At 32.2% G+C, this 21,782-nt stretch carries 22 protein-coding genes; 13 read left to right on the forward strand and 9 right to left on the reverse strand.

The annotated features are described in order from the left end of the window. Positions 1–49 precede the first annotated feature (49 nt). A complete protein-coding gene (locus OZP09_RS18995) occupies positions 50–829 on the reverse strand; it encodes a 5'-nucleotidase C-terminal domain-containing protein (RefSeq protein ID WP_281309823.1) in 780 nt (259 codons plus the stop codon). Between the two features lie 47 nt (positions 830–876). On the opposite strand from OZP09_RS18995, the gene OZP09_RS19000 reads away from it, so the two are divergent. The 13 genes from OZP09_RS19000 (at position 877) to OZP09_RS19060 (ending at position 13,158) form a co-directional block, all read left to right on the forward strand. After that, complete coding sequence (locus OZP09_RS19000) at positions 877–1,389, forward strand: DUF6913 domain-containing protein (RefSeq protein WP_269235217.1); 513 nt, start codon at positions 877–879, stop codon at positions 1,387–1,389. Positions 1,390–1,405: 16 nt separating this feature from the next. Beyond that, entirely contained in the window at positions 1,406–2,287 is an 882-nt protein-coding gene (gene dapA / locus OZP09_RS19005) for a 4-hydroxy-tetrahydrodipicolinate synthase (RefSeq protein ID WP_269235218.1), read from the forward strand. 136 nt (positions 2,288–2,423) lie between these two features. Next, on the forward strand, positions 2,424–3,218 hold the full coding sequence (locus OZP09_RS19010; protein ID WP_269235219.1) for an outer membrane protein assembly factor BamD: 795 nt from the start codon (positions 2,424–2,426) through the stop codon (positions 3,216–3,218). A gap of 8 nt (positions 3,219–3,226) precedes the next feature. Next, positions 3,227–3,544 carry a DNA-directed RNA polymerase subunit omega gene (locus OZP09_RS19015; protein ID WP_008463064.1) on the forward strand — a complete coding sequence of 106 codons (318 nt, stop codon included), beginning with the start codon at positions 3,227–3,229 and terminating at the stop codon, positions 3,542–3,544. 9 nt (positions 3,545–3,553) lie between these two features. After that, positions 3,554–4,765, forward strand: a complete 1,212-nt coding sequence (gene coaBC / locus OZP09_RS19020) for a bifunctional phosphopantothenoylcysteine decarboxylase/phosphopantothenate--cysteine ligase CoaBC (RefSeq protein ID WP_281309824.1) — start codon at positions 3,554–3,556, stop codon at positions 4,763–4,765. Beyond that, the gene (gene porD / locus OZP09_RS19025; RefSeq protein ID WP_269235220.1) at positions 4,758–5,642 is read left to right on the forward strand and encodes a type IX secretion system protein PorD; all 885 of its coding nucleotides are present in this window, start codon (positions 4,758–4,760) and stop codon (positions 5,640–5,642) included. The genes coaBC and porD overlap by 8 nt, the downstream gene beginning before the upstream one ends. A gap of 38 nt (positions 5,643–5,680) precedes the next feature. Beyond that, positions 5,681–7,333, forward strand: a complete 1,653-nt coding sequence (gene recN / locus OZP09_RS19030; RefSeq protein WP_281309825.1) for a DNA repair protein RecN — start codon at positions 5,681–5,683, stop codon at positions 7,331–7,333. A 7-nt stretch (positions 7,334–7,340) separates the two neighbouring features. Continuing rightward, complete coding sequence (locus tag OZP09_RS19035) at positions 7,341–7,862, forward strand: tetratricopeptide repeat protein (protein WP_269235222.1); 522 nt, start codon at positions 7,341–7,343, stop codon at positions 7,860–7,862. A gap of 19 nt (positions 7,863–7,881) precedes the next feature. Continuing rightward, the gene (gene fabV / locus OZP09_RS19040) at positions 7,882–9,072 is read left to right on the forward strand and encodes an enoyl-ACP reductase FabV (RefSeq protein ID WP_281309826.1); all 1,191 of its coding nucleotides are present in this window, start codon (positions 7,882–7,884) and stop codon (positions 9,070–9,072) included. Between the two features lie 123 nt (positions 9,073–9,195). Beyond that, a complete protein-coding gene (locus OZP09_RS19045) occupies positions 9,196–10,194 on the forward strand; it encodes a glycosyltransferase family 2 protein (protein ID WP_281309827.1) in 999 nt (332 codons plus the stop codon). 1 nt (position 10,195) lies between these two features. Further along, on the forward strand, positions 10,196–10,792 hold the full coding sequence (gene coaE, locus OZP09_RS19050; protein ID WP_269235224.1) for a dephospho-CoA kinase: 597 nt from the start codon (positions 10,196–10,198) through the stop codon (positions 10,790–10,792). A 59-nt stretch (positions 10,793–10,851) separates the two neighbouring features. Next, positions 10,852–12,435 (forward strand): sensor histidine kinase, encoded by a 1,584-nt coding sequence (locus OZP09_RS19055; RefSeq protein WP_269235225.1) that lies wholly within the window; start codon positions 10,852–10,854, stop codon positions 12,433–12,435. A gap of 3 nt (positions 12,436–12,438) precedes the next feature. Further along, positions 12,439–13,158, forward strand: a complete 720-nt coding sequence (locus OZP09_RS19060) for a response regulator transcription factor (RefSeq protein ID WP_223683044.1) — start codon at positions 12,439–12,441, stop codon at positions 13,156–13,158. 55 nt (positions 13,159–13,213) lie between these two features. Here the strand turns inward: OZP09_RS19060 and OZP09_RS19065 are convergent, their stop codons facing one another. The 8 genes from OZP09_RS19065 to OZP09_RS19100 form a co-directional block, all read right to left on the reverse strand. Further along, complete coding sequence (locus tag OZP09_RS19065; RefSeq protein ID WP_223683045.1) at positions 13,214–13,630, reverse strand: OsmC family protein; 417 nt, start codon at positions 13,628–13,630, stop codon at positions 13,214–13,216. Positions 13,631–13,814: 184 nt separating this feature from the next. Further along, a complete protein-coding gene (locus OZP09_RS19070) occupies positions 13,815–15,770 on the reverse strand; it encodes a DUF349 domain-containing protein (RefSeq protein ID WP_281309828.1) in 1,956 nt (651 codons plus the stop codon). Positions 15,771–16,006: 236 nt separating this feature from the next. Beyond that, positions 16,007–17,143 carry a peptidylprolyl isomerase gene (locus OZP09_RS19075; RefSeq protein WP_269235226.1) on the reverse strand — a complete coding sequence of 379 codons (1,137 nt, stop codon included), beginning with the start codon at positions 17,141–17,143 and terminating at the stop codon, positions 16,007–16,009. 31 nt (positions 17,144–17,174) lie between these two features. Then, entirely contained in the window at positions 17,175–18,251 is a 1,077-nt protein-coding gene (locus OZP09_RS19080) for a peptidylprolyl isomerase (RefSeq protein ID WP_281309829.1), read from the reverse strand. Between the two features lie 15 nt (positions 18,252–18,266). Next, on the reverse strand, positions 18,267–18,932 hold the full coding sequence (gene gldI / locus OZP09_RS19085) for a gliding motility-associated peptidyl-prolyl isomerase GldI (protein WP_281309830.1): 666 nt from the start codon (positions 18,930–18,932) through the stop codon (positions 18,267–18,269). Between the two features lies 1 nt (position 18,933). After that, positions 18,934–19,941, reverse strand: coding sequence for a DHH family phosphoesterase (locus tag OZP09_RS19090; protein ID WP_269235227.1), 1,008 nt, complete (start codon positions 19,939–19,941; stop codon positions 18,934–18,936). 82 nt (positions 19,942–20,023) lie between these two features. Further along, a complete protein-coding gene (locus tag OZP09_RS19095) occupies positions 20,024–21,292 on the reverse strand; it encodes a voltage-gated chloride channel family protein (protein WP_281309831.1) in 1,269 nt (422 codons plus the stop codon). A gap of 77 nt (positions 21,293–21,369) precedes the next feature. Beyond that, positions 21,370–21,756, reverse strand: coding sequence for a RidA family protein (locus OZP09_RS19100; RefSeq protein ID WP_269235228.1), 387 nt, complete (start codon positions 21,754–21,756; stop codon positions 21,370–21,372). Between the last annotated feature and the right edge of the window lie 26 nt (positions 21,757–21,782).

Consider the following 21,782-nt stretch of genomic DNA (forward strand, 5'->3'; position numbering starts at 1 on the left):
GTTTTTTTTACGAAAACGCCGGTTTTTTATTTTGGATTCAAGTGTTTGATTATTCTTCTGTAATTCTAATATTTTTTGGAATAGGAATCGTATCTACTTCTTTAAAATAATCAATTAATACATTTCGAAGTTTATAGTCCAGGTCATATTTCTGTAAAGCTTTGAGGAAAAAATTCATGCTGTCCCCACCATTTGCCAGATAATCGTTTGTTGCCACATAATACGTTTTAGTAATGTCAAGAGGTTTTTCCTGAATTTGAATATTTTTTGCAGTATTATCTTTTGAAATTGTAAAAGTCATACCGGCTAAAGGGTGGGCTTTCTTTTGCTTAATTATATCCGAAGCCATTTCCAGAATCTGGTCACCTTTTAAAGCGAGGACAACTAAATTGTTTTCAAATGGCATAATTTCAAAAGCAGTTCTTGTTGTTACATTTCCTTTAGGCAATATAGCCCTTATTCCACCATGATTTAGCAAACATAAATCGATGTCTTTTTTTTCACGGATCTTAAAAACCTGATTTGCTTTTTGTAAACAAACATCAGCTATTAGGTTTCCAATATTGGTTTGCCACTTTCCAATACTTTTGTCAAGTGTTTCCGGACAATAAGCTAATACACTGTCTAAATCTTTATTGATGTGATCACGATAAGGTTTAATAAAGTTTTCTATCTCAGGTGTCTGATTATTTTTTTCAGAAATAGGAAGTTGTTTTCCTTCTATTTTATCTAGATAGTAATTTTTTTTACTGCATGATAAAGTAAATAAGAATGTTAAGAATATAACAAAAAGTTTTAAAAATCCGTTATACTTTTTTAGTTTTACCATCTTAAATGAGACTTAAATAATTAATTTTGTAATCTGGTAAAAGTACTATGTTTTTAAATTACTTAAAGGATTTTTTTATAAAAAAAACATTAAAAAATAATTTACGTAATGTAAAAAAAGAAGTATTTACCAGTAATATAAAAACAATTGGCTTGTTGCTTGATGAGAGTGATTTCAGGCATTCAAAAGCACTTATTGAGGAGTTAGTTTCTAAAGGGATTGATTCTGAAAGAATTAAAATTGTGGTGTACAGAAATAAATTTAAGGATAAAAAAATATATTCTTTTCCAACTTTTTCCAAAAAGCACATAGATTGGAAAGGGGATAGCAAAGTGGATTTTTTAACTGAATTTATTGAAACAGAATTTGATCTTTTGATTAGTTATTATGATGTTCAGAAACCCATTTTGAAACTGATTACGAATCAATCAAAAGCAAAATTTAAAGTAGGATTTGCATCAATAGATAAAGTTATAAATCGGTGGATGATCAATACTTCTTTAAGTAATTATAGACTTTTCGTTTTCGAATTGTTCAGGTATTTAAAAAATATAAAGTAAAAATATAATTTAGATTATGCAATCATTAATAGGAACAGGTGTTGCCCTTGTCACTCCATTTAAAACAGATTTTTCAATTGATATCGAAGCTTTGCACCGAATCGTTAATTTTTCGATTGATGGAGGAGTAGAATATCTTGTAGTTATGGGTACAACTGCTGAAAATGCGACTTTAACACAAGACGAAAAAGAATTAGTTATTAATACTATTGTTGAAGTTAATAACGGAAGATTGCCTTTAGTTCTTGGAGTTGGGGGTAATAATACTATGCAGGTTGTGGAGGAATTAAAAACAAGGGATTTTTCTGCCTTTGAAGCTATTCTTTCTGTTTCTCCCTACTATAATAAACCTACGCAGGAAGGAATTTATCAGCATTTTAAAGCCATTGCAGAAGCTTCTCCAGTTCCGGTAGTTCTATATAATGTTCCGGGAAGAACATCAAGTAATATGGCGCCTTCAACAGTGGTTCGTCTTGCAAATGATTTTGACAATGTTGTAGGGATAAAAGAAGCGGCAGGAGACATGGCTCAGGCTTTACAACTGATTAAAAATGCGCCAAAGGATTTTCTGGTAATCTCAGGAGATGATATGATCGCTTTACCAATTGTATTGGCTGGCGGGGCAGGAGTTATATCGGTTATTGGACAGGGATTCCCAAAAGAATTCTCAGAAATGATTCGTTTAGGCCTGAACCGAAAAGTAAATGAAGCTTTTAAAACCCAATACTTATTGTCTGATTGTATTGATATGATTTTTGAACAGGGAAATCCTGCCGGAATTAAGCATGTGTTCCAGTCTTTAGGAATTGCTGATAATACGGTTCGTTTACCATTAGTTTCAGTTGATGAATCATTAGCAGACCGATTAGATAAATTTGTAAAAGCAGCATTAAAATAAATACAATAATCCCCGTATTTTATTGTATCAAAAAATATTTTGTAGTAGCTAAATTAATAACTAAATTTGCCACCGAAACTTCGGTGTGATTTTGCTTTGGCATAATTGTCTAAGAAATCATAATAAAAGTAAAAAAATGAAAAAACTAGTATCGCTGTTAATTGTTGTTGTCCTTTTTTGCTCTTGTAGTGATTATCAGAAGGCATTGAAAAATGAAGATGTTGCGGCAAAATTTGAAATCGCAACAAAGATGTATGAGGCAGGGAAGTATAATAAAGCAATTAGACTTTTTGAGCAATTAGCACCTACATACAGAGGGAAGCCTCAGGCAGAAAAACTATTCTATATGTTTTCTCAGTCTTATTATAAAACAAAACAGTATTATTTAGCAGGTTACCAGTTTGAAAGTTTTGTTTCGGGTTATCCTCGAAGTGAAAAAGTTCAGGAAGCTGCTTTTTTAGGAGCTTACAGTTATTCTAAATTAACTCCTGTTTATAGTCTTGATCAGGCAGATACAGTAAAAGCATTAGATAAATTACAAGCTTTTATTGATAATTATCCAAACTCTGAATATATTGTTCAGGCGAATGAGGCTGTTAAGGTATTAAGTGGAAAGCTTGAAAAAAAGGCATATGAAAATGCAAAAGGGTATAACACTATTTCTGATTATAAATCGGCATTAGTGGCTTTTGATAATTTTATCGCTGATTATCCAGGAACTCCATTTAAAGAAGATGCGTTGTTTTATAAATATGATTCAGCATACCAATTAGCAATAAACAGTATTCCTGCTAAAATGGAAGAGCGTTTAAATGTTGCAAAAGTGGCGTATAACAACTTGTTGAAGTTTAAAAGCGATACAAAGTATAAAAAACAGGCAGACGAAATGAATGCCAGGGTAGAAACAGATTTACAAAAATTTACTAAATAAATAAAGTCATGGATTTAAAAAAGACGAATGCTCCTGTAAATACAATAACTTACAATAAAACAGTTATTGAAGAGCCAACAGGAAATGTGTATGAGGCAATCACTATTATGGCTAAAAGAGCAAACCAGATTAATTCTGAAATTAAAAAAGAATTGACTGAGAAATTAGAAGAATTTGCTACTTACAATGACAGTCTTGAAGAAGTTTTTGAAAATAAAGAACAAATTGAAGTTTCTAAATTTTACGAAAAATTACCAAAACCACACGCTTTAGCTGTTCAGGAATGGTTAGACGGTAAAACATACCACAGAAGCTCAAACAAATAATACAGTACAATGTCAGTTTTAAACGGTAAGAAAATTTTACTGGGGGTTTCCGGTGGAATAGCAGCCTATAAAACAGCCTCATTAGTACGACTCTTTATAAAAGCAGGTGCACATGTTCAGGTGATCATGACACCTGCTTCTAAGGATTTTGTAACTCCACTTACATTATCTACCTTATCAAAAAATCCTGTATATTCCAGTTTTTTTAATGAAGAGGATCAAGATGCAGTCTGGAATAATCATGTTGATTTGGCACTTTGGGCTGATCTTATGATAATTGCTCCTGCTACAGCCAATACGTTGTCAAAAATGGTAACGGGAAATAGTGATAATCTTTTAATCGCGACTTATTTATCTGCTAAATGTCCAGTTTATTTTGCTCCGGCTATGGATTTGGACATGTACAAACATCCTTCAACTTTATCTGGTTTTAATACTTTAAAGCAATTTGGAAATCTAATGATTCCAGCTGAAAATGGCGAGTTGGCAAGTGGTTTGTCAGGTGAAGGAAGAATGGCAGAACCTGAAAACATAGTCTCTTTTTTGGAAGCTGATTTAGAAAGTAAGCTTCCTTTAAAAGGAAAAAAAATACTTGTAACTGCGGGTCCTACATACGAAGCAATAGATCCGGTGCGTTTTATTGGAAATCATTCTTCAGGAAAAATGGGCTTTGATATAGCAAAAGCAGCAGCTAATCTTGGTGCTTCGGTTATATTGATAACAGGACCTACTCACTTAAAGGTTGAAAATTCTTTGATTAAAGTTATTAATGTCGTTTCTGCCCAGGAAATGTATGACGCCTGCCATTTGAATTTTGATGATGCTGATGTAGCTATTGCTGCTGCCGCAGTAGCCGATTATAAACCAAAGTTCGTTGCAGTTCAGAAAATTAAGAAAGCTGCTGATGAGTTTTCAATCGAACTGGAAAAAACAAAAGATATCTTGTCTTCTTTAGGAAAAATTAAAAAAAATCAATTTTTAATTGGTTTTGCTTTAGAAACTGAAAATGAAATTGAAAATGCTAAGTTGAAAATCCAGAAAAAAAACTTAGATTTGATTGTTTTAAATTCGTTGCAGGATAAAGGGGCAGGTTTTCAATATCAAACTAATAAAGTTACCTTTATAGATAAGGAATTTAAAATTGAACCAATGGATTTAAAATCAAAAGAATCAGTTGCGGTTGATATTTTAAATAAAGTTATAGGGCATTTTTATGAGTAAATTAGTTACTTTTTTATTGTTTTTGTTTTTTGGTTTTGCACAGGCACAACAGTTAAATTGTACAGTTACTATAAATACAGAAAGGCTGCCAAATCCAAATTTACAGGTCTATAAAACACTTCAGGCTTCTTTGACTGAATTTGTCAATAAAACAGACTGGATGGGAGCTGTTTTGAAACAAAATGAGCGAATTAACTGTTCCATGTATATTACACTTTCTTCACATAATTCTGATCAGTTTTCAGGGACAATACAGGTACAATCTTCAAGATTAATCTATAATTCTACCTATTCTTCTCCTGTTTTTAATTTTAACGATAAAGATTTTAATTTCAGGTATACAGAATTTGAACCTTTGTTGTATAATCCAACTACATTTGAGTCTAATTTAATATCGGTAATATCCTTTTACAGTTATATGATCTTAGGGATGGATGGTGATACATTTCAGTTCGCAGGTGGAAATCCCTATTTTGAAACCGCCCAAAATATTGCCAATATTGCACAGCAAGGCGGCTCCAAAGGATGGACCCAGTCAGATGGACTCCAAAACCGATATTTCCTGATAAATGATATGCTTGCTCCTGTTTATTCAGATTTGAGACAAACTACTTTTTTATATTATTCAGGATTAGATATAATGAATCAGGATTTGAAAGAGGCAAAAGAAAAAATAAAATCTTCATTAATGTTAATAGGTAAACTGAATTCGGTTAAACCAAATGCCTTTTTGACAAGAGTATTTTTTGATGCAAAATCAGATGAGATAGTATCTGTTTTTTCAGGGGGACCCAGTATTACAATTACAGATTTAGTGGAAAATTTAAACAGGGTTTCACCTTTAAATTCTACAAAATGGTCTCAAATAAAATACTAACTGAATTTATACTTCAATAATTTTACTTTTAAAGCTATATGATTACTTCGCTGTCAATTAAAAATTATGCCTTAATTGAAAAACTTTCTATAGATTTTTCGAAAGGGTTTTCTATAATAACAGGAGAAACCGGAGCTGGAAAATCAATTATTTTAGGAGCTTTAGGATTGGTTTTAGGCAAGAGAGCTGATTTGACTTCCCTTAAAAACAAAGAAGAAAAATGTGTCATCGAAGCGCAGTTTGAGATTTCTAAATACAATCTGAAAGATTTTTTTGAATTGAATGATCTTGATTATGAAAATGAAACAATCATCAGACGTGAGATTCTTCCTTCTGGTAAATCACGTGCATTTATTAATGATAGTCCTGTAAATCTTCAGGAATTACAGGATTTGAGTGTGTTTTTGATTGATATTCATTCGCAGCAGCAAACCCAGGAACTTTCAGATGAAGGAGTGCAGTTTAAAATCATTGACGCAATTGCTCAAAATTCAGGAATTATAGATTCTTATCAAAAATCGCTAAAAGTATATAAATCAGATAAATCAAAATTAAATGCTTTGCTTAAAAAACAAAGTGATGCAGGTAAGGAGCAGGAATACAATACTTTTTTATTGAATGAACTAGTCGCTGCAAAATTAAAATCAGGAGAACAAGAAGAACTGGAAGCTGATTTTGAAAAGCTGAATAATGTTGAAATTATAAAGGAATCTATAGATAAATCATTAGCAATTGCAAATGAAGAACAATTTGGTGTTATTCATAATTTGAATGAAATTAAAGCCTCGTTGCAAAAAATTGCAGCTTTTTCATCAGAATATCAAAGCTTGTTTGACAGAATCACAAGCGTAGCAATAGAATTTGACGATGTCTCGAAAGAATTGCAAAATGCAGCAGATAAATTATTAAATGATCCCGAGAAATTAGAGTTAGTAAATCAGAAATTGCAGTTGATCCATAATTTACAGAAAAAGCATCAGGTTACTACTGTAGATGAATTGTTGCAAATTCAGTCAAACTTGGAAAAATCTGTGTTGGAATTAGGTAATATTGAAGAAGAAATAGCAATTCTGTCGAGATCGATCGAACAAAAAACGGAAGAGTTAGATTTGTTTTCAGCTAAAATCCATCAAAATAGAAAAGAAGCAATTCCGGTTTTATCGAAACAGCTAATTTCAATATTGGAAACATTGGGAATGCCCAATGTTCAGTTTAAAATGGAATTAACAGCATCGGACACTTATTTTCAAAATGGAAAAGATGAGTTGCAATTTTTGTTTTCTGCAAATAAAGGAACTGACTTCGGCTTACTGAAAAAAGTTGCTTCTGGTGGAGAAATGTCTCGTATAATGCTGGCAGTAAAGGCAATATTGGCACAATATTCTAAATTGCCAACTTTAATTTTTGATGAAATAGATACAGGTGTCTCCGGGGAAATTGCTATTAGAATGGGAGAGATCATGAAAGAGATGAGTACCAAGATGCAAATATTTGCCATCACACACTTACCTCAGATTGCGGCTAAAGGTGACTCTCATTTTAAGGTATTCAAATCTACAATTAATGATGACACTCAATCAGAATTAAAGCTTTTGTCTCAGGACGAAAGAATTACAGAAATTGCTCAAATGTTGTCAGGAGCCAATATATCTGATTCTGCACTGAATCATGCAAAACAATTATTAAGTTAAAATAGAAATGGAAAGCCTTAGTTATTACGAAAATCAATTTATAAAAGCAGATTCATTAATCTCTGACGGGAATATTGCTGAAGGAAAAGAATTGCTTGAAGAAATATTGTCTCAATATCCGGATTTCGGTAAAGCGCATAATCATTTAGGGTGGATTTATTACAATAAGCTGAGTAATTATGATAAAGGAATTTATCATTATAAACTGGCTATGAAATTTGAACCTAAATATCCTGCACCTTATTTAAATTATACTTACCTGCTTATTGATATCGGAAGGTATGAAGAAGCGAAAGAACATATTAACTTTACTATGAAGACTCTGGAAAATTTCGATTCATCATCTTTTAATAGTGAATTGGGAAGGATGGCAGAGTATGAGAATCAATATATAGCTGCTTATAATTACTATAAGTTAGCCAAAAAGAATGCTTTAAATCCTAATTTTATAGACAATATGGATGCAAATATGAAAAGGGTTAAGGATAAAATGTCTATTTTTGAAAAATTAAAATTGAAATTGAATTAATACAATAAATAATTACAAGATGATCATAGAACCTAGAATGAGAGGATTTATTTGTTTGACATCACACCCAAAAGGATGCGAGCAAAATGTTAAAAATCAAATTGAATATATCAAATCAAAAGGACCTATCGAAGGTGCTAAAAAAGTATTGGTAATTGGTGCTTCAACAGGTTTTGGATTAGCTTCAAGAATTACAAGTGCTTTCGGATCTGATGCAGCAACTATTGGTGTGTTTTTTGAAAAACCATCTGCTGAAGGTAAAACTGCTACACCGGGCTGGTACAATTCTGCGGCTTTTGAATCAGAAGCTCATAAAGCCGGATTATATGCAAAAAGTATCAATGGAGATGCTTTTTCAAATGAGGTAAAGCGAGAAGCCTTAGATTTGATAAAAGCAGATTTAGGACAAGTAGATCTTGTAATTTATAGTTTGGCATCTCCAGTACGTACAAATCCTAAAACAGGTGTAACACATCGTTCAGTTTTGAAACCGATAGGGCAAACATACACTAATAAAACGGTTGATTTTCATACAGGAAAAGTTTCTGAGGTTTCTATAGCTCCTGCTAACGAGGAAGATATTGTTAATACAGTTGAAGTTATGGGTGGGGATGACTGGGCGATGTGGATTGAGGCTTTAAGAAATGAAAATTTATTGGCTGATGGCGCTAAAACTATAGCTTATTCGTATATCGGGCCGGAACTAACAGAAGCAGTTTACCGTAAAGGAACTATCGGTCGTGCGAAAGATGACTTAGAAGCTACAGCTTTTACTATTGCTGATAGTTTGAAATCAATAGGAGGAACAGCTTATGTTTCTGTTAATAAAGCTTTAGTGACACAATCAAGCTCTGCAATTCCGGTTGTACCTTTGTATATTTCTCTTTTATATAAAGTGATGAAAGAAAAAGGAATTCATGAAGGTTGTATTGAGCAGATTCAGCGTTTGTTTAAAGACAGATTGTATGCCGGGACAGAAATTCTTACTGATGATAAAGGAAGAATCAGAATTGATGACTGGGAAATGCGAGAAGATGTTCAGGCAGAAGTGGCAAAACTTTGGTTGGAAACTACCACGGAAACGTTACCGGCTATTGGTGATTTAGAAGGATATAGAAACGATTTCTTAAATCTGTTTGGTTTTGAATTTGCCGGAATAGATTATAAAGCAGAAGCAAATGAAATGGTTCAGGTAGAAAGTATTAAATAATTTGTTTAAATCATTATAAAGGAAAACCATCAACTCAAAGTTGGTGGTTTTTTTATGAATAAAACTTATCTTTGCGCAAAATTTTAAATTTATAAAACTGTCCTTAATTCCCATGTCCTAATTATGGTTTTTTCTTTAATTATACCCGTTTATAATCGCCCGGATGAAGTAGATGAGCTTTTAGAAAGTTTAACGAAATCTGATTATAATGAAGCTTTTGAAATTGTTCTTGTTGAAGATGGATCTTCAATTCCTTGCAAGAGTGTAGTAATGAAATATCAGGGAAAACTAAACATATCCTATTACTTTAAGCCTAATTCAGGACCAGGGGATTCCAGGAATTTTGGGATGATAAAAGCGATAGGTAATTATTTTATTATTTTCGATTCTGATTGTATCATTCCTTCCAATTATTTGACAGAAGTCCGTAAAGAATTAGATAGGGAATATGTAGATTGTTTTGGTGGGCCTGACAAGGCTTTGGATAGCTTTTCAGACATACAAAAAGCAATTAATTTTGCTATGACTTCTTTTTTGACTACAGGAGGAATTCGTGGTGGTTCTGAGAAAATCGGGAAGTTCCAACCAAGAAGTTTCAATATGGGGATTTCAAAAAAAGCTTTTGAAGCATCAAAAGGTTTTGGGAATATTCATCCTGGTGAAGATCCCGATTTATCTATCAGATTATGGAATTTAGGTTTTGAAACGAGATTATTTCCTGATGCATTTGTTTATCATAAACGAAGGATAGACTGGGAGAAGTTCTCTATTCAGGTAAATAAATTTGGAAAAGCAAGACCAATATTGAATAGCTGGTATCCGGAACATAATAAACTTACTTTTTTCTTTCCTTCTTTTTTTATGTTGGGATTATTATTAGCTTTTTTATTGTTAATTTTAAATATTGATATTTTATTACAAATATATTTTGTATATTTCGTTATAATTTTTCTTACATCTAGTGTTGCTAATAAGAGTTTTAAAATTGGATATCTTTCTGTAATTGCTGTTTGGAAACAATTTTATGGTTACGGAATAGGTTTTTTAGAATCTTTTGTAAAAATTATTATTTTAAAGAGAAAGCCTCAGCAAGCTTTTCCTAATATGTTTTTTAGAATATAACATGGCAAAGATTATTGGTTTGACAGGAGGCATTGGAAGTGGAAAGACAACTATTGCGAATTATTTTAAAGAAATGGGTGTGCCTGTTTATATAGCTGATGATAAAGCAAAGGAAATAATGCAGTCTCAATCCATAATTAATGAAATCAAAACTGTATTTGGTGACGTGATATTTGAAAATGAAGTGCTTAACAGGGCAAAATTAGCAGATATTGTTTTTAATAATGCCGATAAACTTAATCAGTTAAATACTATTATACATCCGGCTGTTAAGCAAGACTTTGAATTATGGCTTCAAAAAAATAAAAATTATGATTATGTAATTTATGAAGCAGCAATTTTATTTGAGAGTGGGAGGTACAAAGAATGTGATGTTGTTGTCACGGTTACAGCGCCTGAAGAAATAAAAATTGAAAGGGTTATAAAACGTGACAAAACAAGTAGGAAACAGGTCTTAGAAAGAATGAATATGCAATGGAATGATGAAAAACGCATTCCTATGAGTAATTTTATTATCTTTAATGATACTCATGAAAATGCAAAGCAAGAAGTTGTTAAAATTCTTAAAATTTTAAATATAAAACAAAATCATTCTTAAATGTTAATATTTGGTTAATGTATTATTTAGTATATTGTTAAAATATTAATTTTGTTTCGATGAATAAATTATTTTTTAGAATACTTGTTTTGCTAATGAGTTTATCCTTAATTGGGATAATTCTGGTTCAGGTATATTGGTTCAATTCTTCGTTAGAGAATAATGATGAACAGTTTAAATATCATGTAACGCAGGTAGTTAGTGATGTTTCAGAAACACTTGCAAAACTGGAAGAATATAGTTTTCGGGATAAAATCAATCATATAAGGGATAGTACAGGTAAAATTCCACAAAAAGAAGATTTGCTGGAAATTTTATTTGTTCAAAGAAATACTAAAACAAATAAAACTATTGTTTATAAAAATAGTATTACTTCTGAAAAGTATGATACAAATGGATCAATTTTTAATAAAAAATTCAATTCAGACGGTTTTAAAAGTTTTAGTTCAAAGAGATTGACAGAAGTGTACAATAATAATATTATTGATAATTCAGTTTTAAATCAAAGTACAATTCCAGATATAAAAGTTGAAAAAGATGGTAATCTTGATATTTTAAATAAAGCTCAATTAACAATTACATCTAATGATTATGCGTCAATATTACCAATAGATGAAAGAATTACCAAAGATAAATTAAATTCTCTTTTAAAGAAAGAACTTAAAGAACATGGTATAAAAACTAAATTTGAGTTTGGAATTTATAGCAATGGTATTCCTACAAAAGTTAAGTCGGATGGTTTTCATTATGATAAAGATGCGACTTACAGTATTCCTGTCTTTACAGACAATGAAGGGAATAGTAAGTATGAGCTATTAGTTACTTTTCCGTATAAAAAGAAGTTTCTGTTATCTCAACTGGTAAGCATTACAATACTATCTATAATTTTTACATTAATTATTGTAATCGCATATACAAGTGCTCTAAATCAGTTAATACGACAAAAGCAAATATCTGAAATTAAAACAGATTTTATAAATAATATGACGCATGAGTTTAAAACTCCTATTGCTACCATAAATTTAGCTCTTGATGCGATTCGTAACCCCAAAATTATTGAAGATAAAGAAAAGGTATACCGTTATCTTCAAATGATCAGAGATGAAAATAAAAGGATGCATGCTCAGGTTGAAAATGTACTCCGAATTTCGAAACTGGAGAAAAAGGAACTAGATATCACCAAAGAGCCTACTGTAATTCACGATATTATTGAAGATGCAATTGAACATGTAAATTTAATTTTAGAAGACAAACAAGGTACAATTGTAAAACATTATAATGCGGCAAGAACTACATGCCTGGTCAATGAAGTTCATTTTACAAATGTATTGGTTAATATATTAGAAAATGCTATAAAGTATTCTCCGGATGTCCCTGAAATAGAGGTTTTTACAGAGAATATTAAAGATATGATCCTGATAAAGATAAAAGACCATGGGCTAGGAATGAGTAAAGTAGCTCAGAAGAGAGTTTTTGAGAAATTTTACAGGGAACATACAGGAGATCTTCATAATGTAAAAGGACATGGCTTGGGGCTTGCGTATGTAAAAAGAATAGTTGAAGACCATAATGGTCAGGTTTATGTAGAAAGCGAAAAGGGAAAAGGAAGTACCTTCATAATAAAAATACCACTAATAAATTAAAATATGGAAAATATTAATAAAAGAATACTTTTAGTAGAAGACGACCTTAATTTTGGTGCAGTTCTTAAAGATTATTTAATGCTAAATGACTTTGAAGTTACGTTAGCAAAAAATGGTATGGAAGGTTTCGAAAAATTCAAGAAAGACGTTTATGATTTATGTATTCTTGATGTAATGATGCCTTATAAGGACGGTTATACTTTAGCTAAAGAAATCAGGGAAAAAAATAGTGAAGTGCCGATTATTTTTTTAACGGCAAAATCTATGAAGGAAGATGTTTTAAAAGGATATAAGGCGGGTGCTGATGACTACCTGAACAAACCTTTTGATTCTGAAGTTTTATTGATGAAAATCAAAGCTATTATTCAAAGAAAATCATCTGATACAAAAGCAGAGCAAGTTCAGTTTGAATTTAATATTGGTAAGTTTCATTTAAATTCTAAATTAAGATTTTTAACCTTTCAGGATGAAGAGCCAATAAAGTTATCTCCTAAAGAAAATGAGTTGCTTAAAATGCTTATTTTGCACGAAAATGACTTAATGCCAAGAGAGTTAGCCTTGACGAAAATCTGGAGAGATGATAACTATTTTACATCAAGAAGTATGGATGTTTATATTGCGAAACTTAGAAAATATCTAAAAGCCGATGAAGATGTTGAAATTTTAAACATTCACGGAGAAGGTTTTAGACTTGTAGTTAAAAGTAAAGCAGTATCTGAATAAATTTAAAAAAGCTCTGAAAACTCAGAGCTTTTTTTATGGATTAAATATTTTAAATTTAAATCAGGTTAACGCTTAATGTGATTTCCGTTTTTAGTAGTTTAGAAATTGGGCAAATTTCTTTTGCTTTAGCTGCAATTTCTGAAAACTTTTCAGCAGTTATGGAAGGAACTTTTCCTTTCAGTTCTAAGTGAATTAAAGTAATAGAACCATCTTCAAAAGTAACTGTTGCTTCTGTAGATAAATCGTCTGCAACAAATCCCTCTTCGTTTAATAAAAAGCTTAATTGCATTGTAAAACAGCCAGAATGTGCTGCTGCAATAAGTTCTTCAGGATTGGTTCCTACTCCTTCTGCAAATCTTGTTTTGAAAGATAATTGTGCATTATTTAGAGTTGTACTTTGTGTGCTTATTAATCCGGTTCCTTCCATGCCGGTTCCTTTCCAGTTTGCGTTAGCTTTTCTTGTAAATTTCATTTTGTACTTATTAAAGTTAATAATTATATATTTAAATTGCCAAATGATGACCTTTTCAAATATAGTCAATATTTTACAGATTAGTTTTATTAATTTGTTGCTGGAAAGTAAATTAATTAAAAAAGGTGTAATGAAAAATTTTCTCATTACACCTTTTTTATGATTAAATTTTTTTTAAAAAAAACTATTCCTGATTTAGGTTTCGTAACTGTTTAAGTTTGTCTTTCCATAGTTCAAGACTTTCTTTATGGATAGCAATGTTTTTGCGAACTTCAAGAACAATCGAGTTTTCTTTTTTTGCATTTTTAGTATTCGTAAAGAACTGAATGTTATTTTCTAATTGGAATATTTCATTCTGTACTTCTTCAATTTTACGCATTATAAAAATCTTTTCATTATCTAATTTTCGCGTATCATTGCTTTCAGATAAAGAATCAATCCTGTTTGAAAAACGCATCATTTCAGTATCCTTCTTGCTTAAGCTTAGTTTTTCAAAAAGAGCATCTAAGATTTTATTGAATTTACCCTCAATGTGGCGTCTTGAAAAAGGAACTTTTCCGAATCCTTTCCAGGTTTCAATATGTAATTTAATAGCATCTAAATCTGTTTTGTGATCGCCAGTAAGTTCAAATGTTCTTAAAGTATCTAGGTATGCTTTTTTATTGTCAAATGCAGCAACTTCTTCTTCGTTTTCTTCAGATTTGTGTTCTTTTAATTTGTCAAAATAATGGTTGCAGGCGTCTTTAAATTCTTTCCAGATTTTGTCTGAATATTTTTTAGGAACATGACCAATTTGTTTCCACTCTTCCTGAATTTGTTTCATGATTGGAGTAGTAGCATTAAAATCAGTGCTTTCCTGTAATTCCTTTGCTTTTTCAACCAAGGCCATTTTTTTATTTAAATTGTCGTTTTGATCTTTTTTGATGTCTTTATAAAACGAGTTTTTAAAAGAATTAAAATTTCTAACGGCAGTTTTAAATGCAGCCCAGGTTTGTTCGTTTACGTCACTTGGTACTTTTCCGGCAGCAAAAAATTCATTTCTAAGTGCTTCAACTTTTTGTATTTGTACCAGCCATTGCGAATGGGAACCTACTTTTTCAGTGGCTAAAGTTTCAATTGAAGCAATGATTTCTTTTTTAATTTCAAGATTTTTTTGCTCGTTTTCTCTTTGGCTTTCGAACAAAAGTTCCCTTTTATCGTGTATTTTTTTAGTTAGCTCACTAAATTTATTCCAAATCGTATCACGATGTTCTTTCGATACAGGACCAATATCTTCTTTCCAGATTCTGTGTAAATCCTGTAATTCACGAAATGCCTTATTAATGTCTGGCTCGCTCACTAATTCTTCAACACGGGTAATTATCTTTTGTTTTTGTTCAAGATTGTATTTGAAATCAAGGTCTCTTGCTTCACGGTCTAGATGAAGATAATCATAAAAATTCTCAACATGAAAATGATAATTGTTCCAGACATGATTGTACTTGTCTTTTGGAATCGCTCCGGCGTTTTTCCATCTCTCTCTTAATTCATTAAAATGTTTGAGAGTGTCTTTGATATTTTCCTGTGGATTTATAAGTTCTTTTAGTTCCTCTACTATAGCAAGTCGGATTTCTAAATTTGATTTTAAATTACTTTGTAAATTTTTAAAGTGTGCATTTCTTTTTTCTCGAAATATGTTATAATATTCGTCGAACTTCGATTTTAAAGGAGAGTGATACTGAAATTCTTCATTAGGATCCTGATTTGAAGCATTGAATTCTTCTTTTTTCTCTTCTATAAAGTGATTGAATTGAAGTAAAAATGATTTTTTAATTTCTTCTATATGATCTTTTACAGACATAACTTTGTCTGTGTTTACAAGTTTTTTTAATTCATCAACAAGTTTGTCTAACGAAAAAGTATCATAATCCTCCATAGGAATATCATGACGTTCCTTTAGTGTCTCGTCTTCGCTTTCTTCAGCATTAGAATTTGTTATAGCATCTAATACTTCCTGATGATTTGTTTCTTCAGCTTGAATATTTTCTGTTGTTGCTTCAGAAATTGATGTTTCTGTTGCATCATTTTGTGAAGAATCATTCAGGTTGATTTCTGATTTTCCATCTGCTTTCTGCAGGTTATCATTCTTTTCTTCTAACATTTTTAAATGTATAAGGTTATATTTTAAACATTGCGAAAGATAGTAAAGGTGTTTCTAAATACAAAATAAATCGTTTGTTTATGTGTTTTTCGATTTAAAAATCTCATTTATTTATAGGATGTAACTAATTAAGGAGAAATTTAATTTTTCAAATATATGTTAGAGTTTGTTTTAAACAAAAAAAACTGCCTACACTTTTGAGACAGTCTCTTTTTTGTATTTGTATGAAAAAATCTTTATTGCTGCTTAGCAGAGGTTTCAATCTCAAAAATCAAAGTTGCATTTGGCGGAATAACTCCACCGGCACCTTTTTCTCCATAGGCTAAATTTGAAGGAAGAAAGAAGATGGCTTTGTCTCCGTCTGTCATCATATCAAGTGCTTCAATAAATCCAGGAATCATGCCGTCTTTTTTTCCTACAGTAAAAGGAAAAGATTTATAACCTCCCTGTACATCCCTGTTAGGATTATATTTTCCGTATGCTTTTTCTACATTTGGCATACTGCTGTCAAAAAGATTTCCGTCTTCAAAATATCCTGCGTAATGAAAATAAATCGTAGATCCTTCGGCACCTTTTACGCCAGTTCCTTTTTGTGTAATTACATATTTTAAACCAGAAGCAGTTGTTGTGGCTTTAGCTTTCATAGCTTCAAAATAAGCCGCTTTTTCTTTAACTACTTTTTGCGCTTCTCCTTTTTTAGCTTCTTCCTTTTTAGCATCATCAGCAATAACTTTTAATGCATCAAATTTTTTGGCAGCAGCACCTTTGCGTGTAATGGTAATTTTTGTCATGATATCATCCTGAACAATTTTATTCACATTGTCCATTCCTGAAACTACATGGCCAAAAATAGTGTGTTTTCCGTTTAACCACGGAGTTTCTTTGTGTGTGATGAAAAACTGGCTTCCATTAGTCGCCGGACCGGAGTTGGCCATTGCCAAAATACCACCTTTATCAAATATTAATTCTTTAACGAATTCATCTTTAAAAGAATATCCAGGGCCTCCTGAGCCGTTACCGTCAGGATCACCTCCCTGTATCATGAAATCATTGATTACTCTGTGGAATTTTAATCCGTCATAAAATGGTTTTCCTTTCAGTTTTTCCACTTTAACATTAGGATTTTTACCTTCAGCCAAAGAAATAAAATTGGCAACCGTTACAGGCGCTTTTACATATTCCAGAGTTAAAACAATATCACCTTTTGTTGTTGAAATTGTAGCAAAAATACCTTCGTTAGGATTTTCCTTCGGAGTTACTTTTGCCTGTGTTTTTGTTGCAGGTGCTTTTGATTTTGCTGCAGGTTTTTTAGTGGTTTGCGCTTCAATATTAAGTATTGTAAGGCAAAATAGAAATAAAAATTTAAATTTCATTATATTTAAAATTATGTGTTTTTAAGTGTTATTATGGCTTTTCTAATAATTGAATTTCGAAAATAATATTAGCATTTGGCGGAATAACACCACCTGCTCCGGTTTCGCCATATGCGAGATGTGACGGAATAAAAATAACGGCTTTATCGCCAAAAGAAAGCTGCTCAATTCCTTCAATAAATCCAGGAATCAAGCCTTGTTTGTTTCCGGCCGTAAAAGGTATTGGCTGATATCCGTTTGCATCGGCTTTTGCCTGAATAAATTTTCCAAATGTTTTTGAAATCTCAGGAGAACTGGAATCAAATAAAGTACCATCTTCTAAAAAACCTGAGTAACTAATGTAAACTTGCGTACCTGCAGCTGGTTTTTTGCCTGATCCCTTTTCAGTAATCACATATTGTAAGCCACTATTTGTTTTTGTAGTTTTTGCTTTTAAAGCGTTCAACGATGCTGCTTTTTCTTTTTGAACTCCGGCATATTTACTTTGCTCTTTTGCAATTTCTGAAAAATAATCATGGAATACTTTTACTGCGTCAAACTTTTTGGCATCTTCACCATTTCTGATAATAGTTACAGAAACAACAGTATCGTCCTGAAGAATCTTATTGACTACCTCCTGATCTTTTGCATCAACAACATGTCCAAAAATAGTATGTTTATTGTCTAGCCATGGAGTTTCTACATGTGTAATGAAGAATTGGCTGCTGTTTGTTCCCGGACCGTTGTTAGCCATTGCCAGAACACCAGGTTTATCAAATTTTAGATCTGAGAATTCATCTTTAAATTTATAACCCGTATCTCCAGAGCCTGTTCCTTCCGGATCTCCGGTCTGAATCATGAAATTTTCAATAACCCTGTGAAATTTCAATCCATCAAAAAAAGGCTTTTTTTTCAGGTAATCTTTCGTTACAAATTCATTCTTTCCTTCTGCTAAGGTTATAAAATTAGCAACAGTTACAGGTGCTTTTTTATAATCTAATGCAACTATAATATGCCCTTTGTTCGTTTCAATATCAGCATATAAACCATCAGGTAAATTGCTGTTTTCGTTTTTACAGGAGTAAAATGAAGTAACGGCTAATAGTAATAGTAAAATACTCTTTTTCATTTTTAAAATGTTGTTTTATGGGTTTAATGTGTCTTTTTTAGCTGCAGCCGATGGTTTTGCTGCTATAGGTTTTGGAGTTTGTTTCGTTGTAGTTTGTCTTGTGGAGTCTCTAGCGATAGTTCCTGTTGCATTAGGATCCGGAACGAAATTGCGTAGCGTGACTGTGCAGATTAACGACTGATTGGTTCCGATTTTTTTGTTGTCTCCGTGATATCCATACGCAATATGGGATGGGAACAGGAAAGTTACAGTTTCGTTTTTATGCATCAATTTGATTCCGTCTCTCAATCCCATCATGATGTCTTGTTTATCTACATAATAGGTTTGCGGGCCAAGTTCGGCTTCAGAATAGATAATTTTGCCCTCAATGTCTTTTATTTCTAAATTAAAATAGGCAATATCTCCTTTTTTAGGGGTTTGCGTATCCGTTAGATTTTTTTGGTCATAAGTTAGCCAATATCCTTTTCTGGTGGCGTAGTATTTTACTTTTGGATTGTTTTTGATAATTTTTTTTATCACATCCTCTTCACTCGCAACCAGTTTTTTGTTTCTGTCGGCCGATTTTTTCATAAAGGTACCGGAAGCCTGGGAAATAGGTCTTCGGGCTTCTTCGTGATGTTTACAACCAATGAATAAAACAGTAAAAAGCATGGTATAAATGCTTCGTTTTAAGTAGTTCATATTAGGCTATTTTTAGTTTAGTTACTAAATCTTCAAACTTTTTCAGGGTTTCTTCCATTGAAACTTCTGATCTTCCGCCGGCAGCATTGATATGTCCGCCACCATTAAAATGATCTCTTGCAAACTGATTTACATCGAATCCGCCTTGTGAACGAAAAGATATTTTAATAATGTTCTCTTCTTTATTTTCGATGAAAATAGCCGTAAAAACAATATCTTTTATGCTTAATCCATAATTTACAATTCCTTCTGTATCACCTTTTACATAATTAAAAGAATCCAATTCTTCCTGAGTCAGGGATGTATAAGAAGTTTTATGTGCCGATAGAATTTTCATATTCTGCAAGGCTCGTCCCAGCAGTTGTAGGCGACTGTACGAACTATTATCAAATAATAAAACGGGTATTTCGGTATTATCTGCTCCTAAATCAATCAATTCTGCTACTATACGATGCGTGTTTCCTGTTGTTTTAGGAAAGCGAAAGGAACCTGAATCAGTTAATATTCCGGTATAAATGCAGGTTGCAATAGTTTTGTCTATGTCTTCTTTTTTGTTTAAAAATAAAATGAAATTATAAATCATTTCACAAGTTGAACCAAAAGAAGTATCAGAATAGGTGTAAGCTGCATAATCATGTGGCTTTTCATGATGGTCGATCATGATGAAAGGAGCTGTCAGTCTGGCTAAAGTATGTTCCATTTCACCCGTACGATGAAAAGCATTAAAATCAAGTGTAAAAATCAGCTCAGCCTCTTCTAATATTTTCGTACAGTTTTGAGTGTCTTTTTCAAATATTTGTACAGTTTCAGAACCCGGTAGCCACGCTAAGAAATCAGGAAAATCATTTGGAGCAATCACCGTTGGCTGATGATTGTTTTTTAATAAAAAATGGTATAGTGCCAAGGTAGAACCCATAGCGTCGCCATCTGGTCCTCTGTGCGGAATTATTGCAATTTTCTTTGGGGCAGCAAGCAACAATTGTATTGCCTGAATATCTTGTATTTTCATAGTGTGCGAATTTACATTTTTTTAATGTAATGCTGAAATCATTTTATAGATTAACACACTTTTACAAATTATGAGTCAGGAGTTAGAAGTTTTGAAATTTCGATTTTTTTGATTTGAAATTTATCTTTTGATACAACTTATATTTGGCACCTTTTACAATTTGAGACTTATAAATACCAACAGAACCCGAAGAAAAATAAGCAACTGTACAGGCTATAGCAATAAATATCCCTGGCTGAAATCCAAATAATTCCATTCCCATAATAGTGCAGGCAATTGGGGTGTGCGTAGCACCTGAAAATACGGCTACAAACCCCAGACCAGCCAAAATCGCAATTGGCATTGGGATAATAATGGACAATGCGCTTCCTAAAGTAGCACCCACAAAAAATAAAGGTGTTACTTCGCCACCTTTAAAACCGGCACCCAAAGTGAATCCGGTAAACAATATTTTAAGTAAAAAATCATACCACGGATTAGCATTTGAAAACGAATCTACAATTACCGGAACACCTAACCCTGAGAATTTTGTGAGTCCGAAACCAGCAATGGCAATGGCTAAAATGATTCCTCCCATAAAAGGTCTTAATGGCGGAAATTTTATTTTTTTTGAGAAAAAAGAACTCCAAAAATGAACATTTCTGGAAAAAAGCAAAGCAGCTAATCCGGATAGTATTCCAATAATAATCGTGTAAAATAATGTAGTGAGATTAAATTCTGGAACAACCGGAATACTATAATGTGTATGTTTTACCTGCCAAAATTCAACAGTAAAATAAGCAATATATGCCACTAAAAATGACAAAACGATACTTTTAAAATTTATTTTACTGAAATATAAAACTTCGAGCGCAAAGATAGCGCCTGCTAAAGGTGTTCCGAAAACGGATGCAAAACCTGCACTGATTCCAAGAATAATCAGAATTTTTCTTTCGGAATGATTTAATTTGAAAAGTTTTGTGAATTGATCGGCGATAGCACCGCCCATTTGTACAGCAGTTCCTTCACGTCCGGCAGATCCGCCAAATAAGTGAGTAAGTAACGTTCCTAAAAGTACTAAAGGAGCCATTTTAAGCGGAATTACTTTCTGAGGTTTTTCATATTCCTCTAATAGCAAGTTATTGCCTTTTACAACAGATTCGCCCCAATAGTAATAACTGAATCCAACTAATAATCCGCCTAAAGGCAACAGCCAGATAATCCACTGGTGTTGAATTCTAAATTGTGTAACAAATTCTAGTGAAACTAAGAAAAAAGCTGATGCAGATCCTGAAAAGCAGCCAATTAAAACACAAATGAAAATCCATTTTAAAATTGTCAGAAGTGCTTCTTTTGGTTTTTGAAAGTTCATTTAAAAAGATTTGCCACGAATTTCACCAATTAAAATGAATTTTAAAAGTCTGTGATGAAATTCGTGGCAAAAAAAAATTATTCCTGTACTACAGCTGTAAATTCAATTTCAACTAAATATTCAGGTGCAACCAATTTGCTGATTTCATAAAAACCGGTAGTTGGTTTAACATCTTTGAAAAAAACGGCATGCGCTCTGGCAACATCTTCAAAAGTAGCAATATCAGTTGTGAAAATTCGGGTCCTGATAACGTCTTTCATTCCAACATTCAAATCTTCTAATACTTTTTCAATACGTTCCAGAATATTATAAGTTTGTGCATAAGCATCATCAGCTTTCACTTTTTCGCCATCAACAATAGCCACAGTGCCGGAAACTTCAATAATATTGCCAATTCTTACGGCACGACAATATCCCATTTTGTCTTCCCACGGTGATCCTGTTAAGATGTTTTCTCTTTTCATTATCTTCTGTTTTATGAATTTGTTTT

Source organism: Flavobacterium flavigenum (genome assembly GCF_027111255.2).
GTDB classification, from domain to species: Bacteria; Bacteroidota; Bacteroidia; order Flavobacteriales; family Flavobacteriaceae; genus Flavobacterium; species Flavobacterium flavigenum.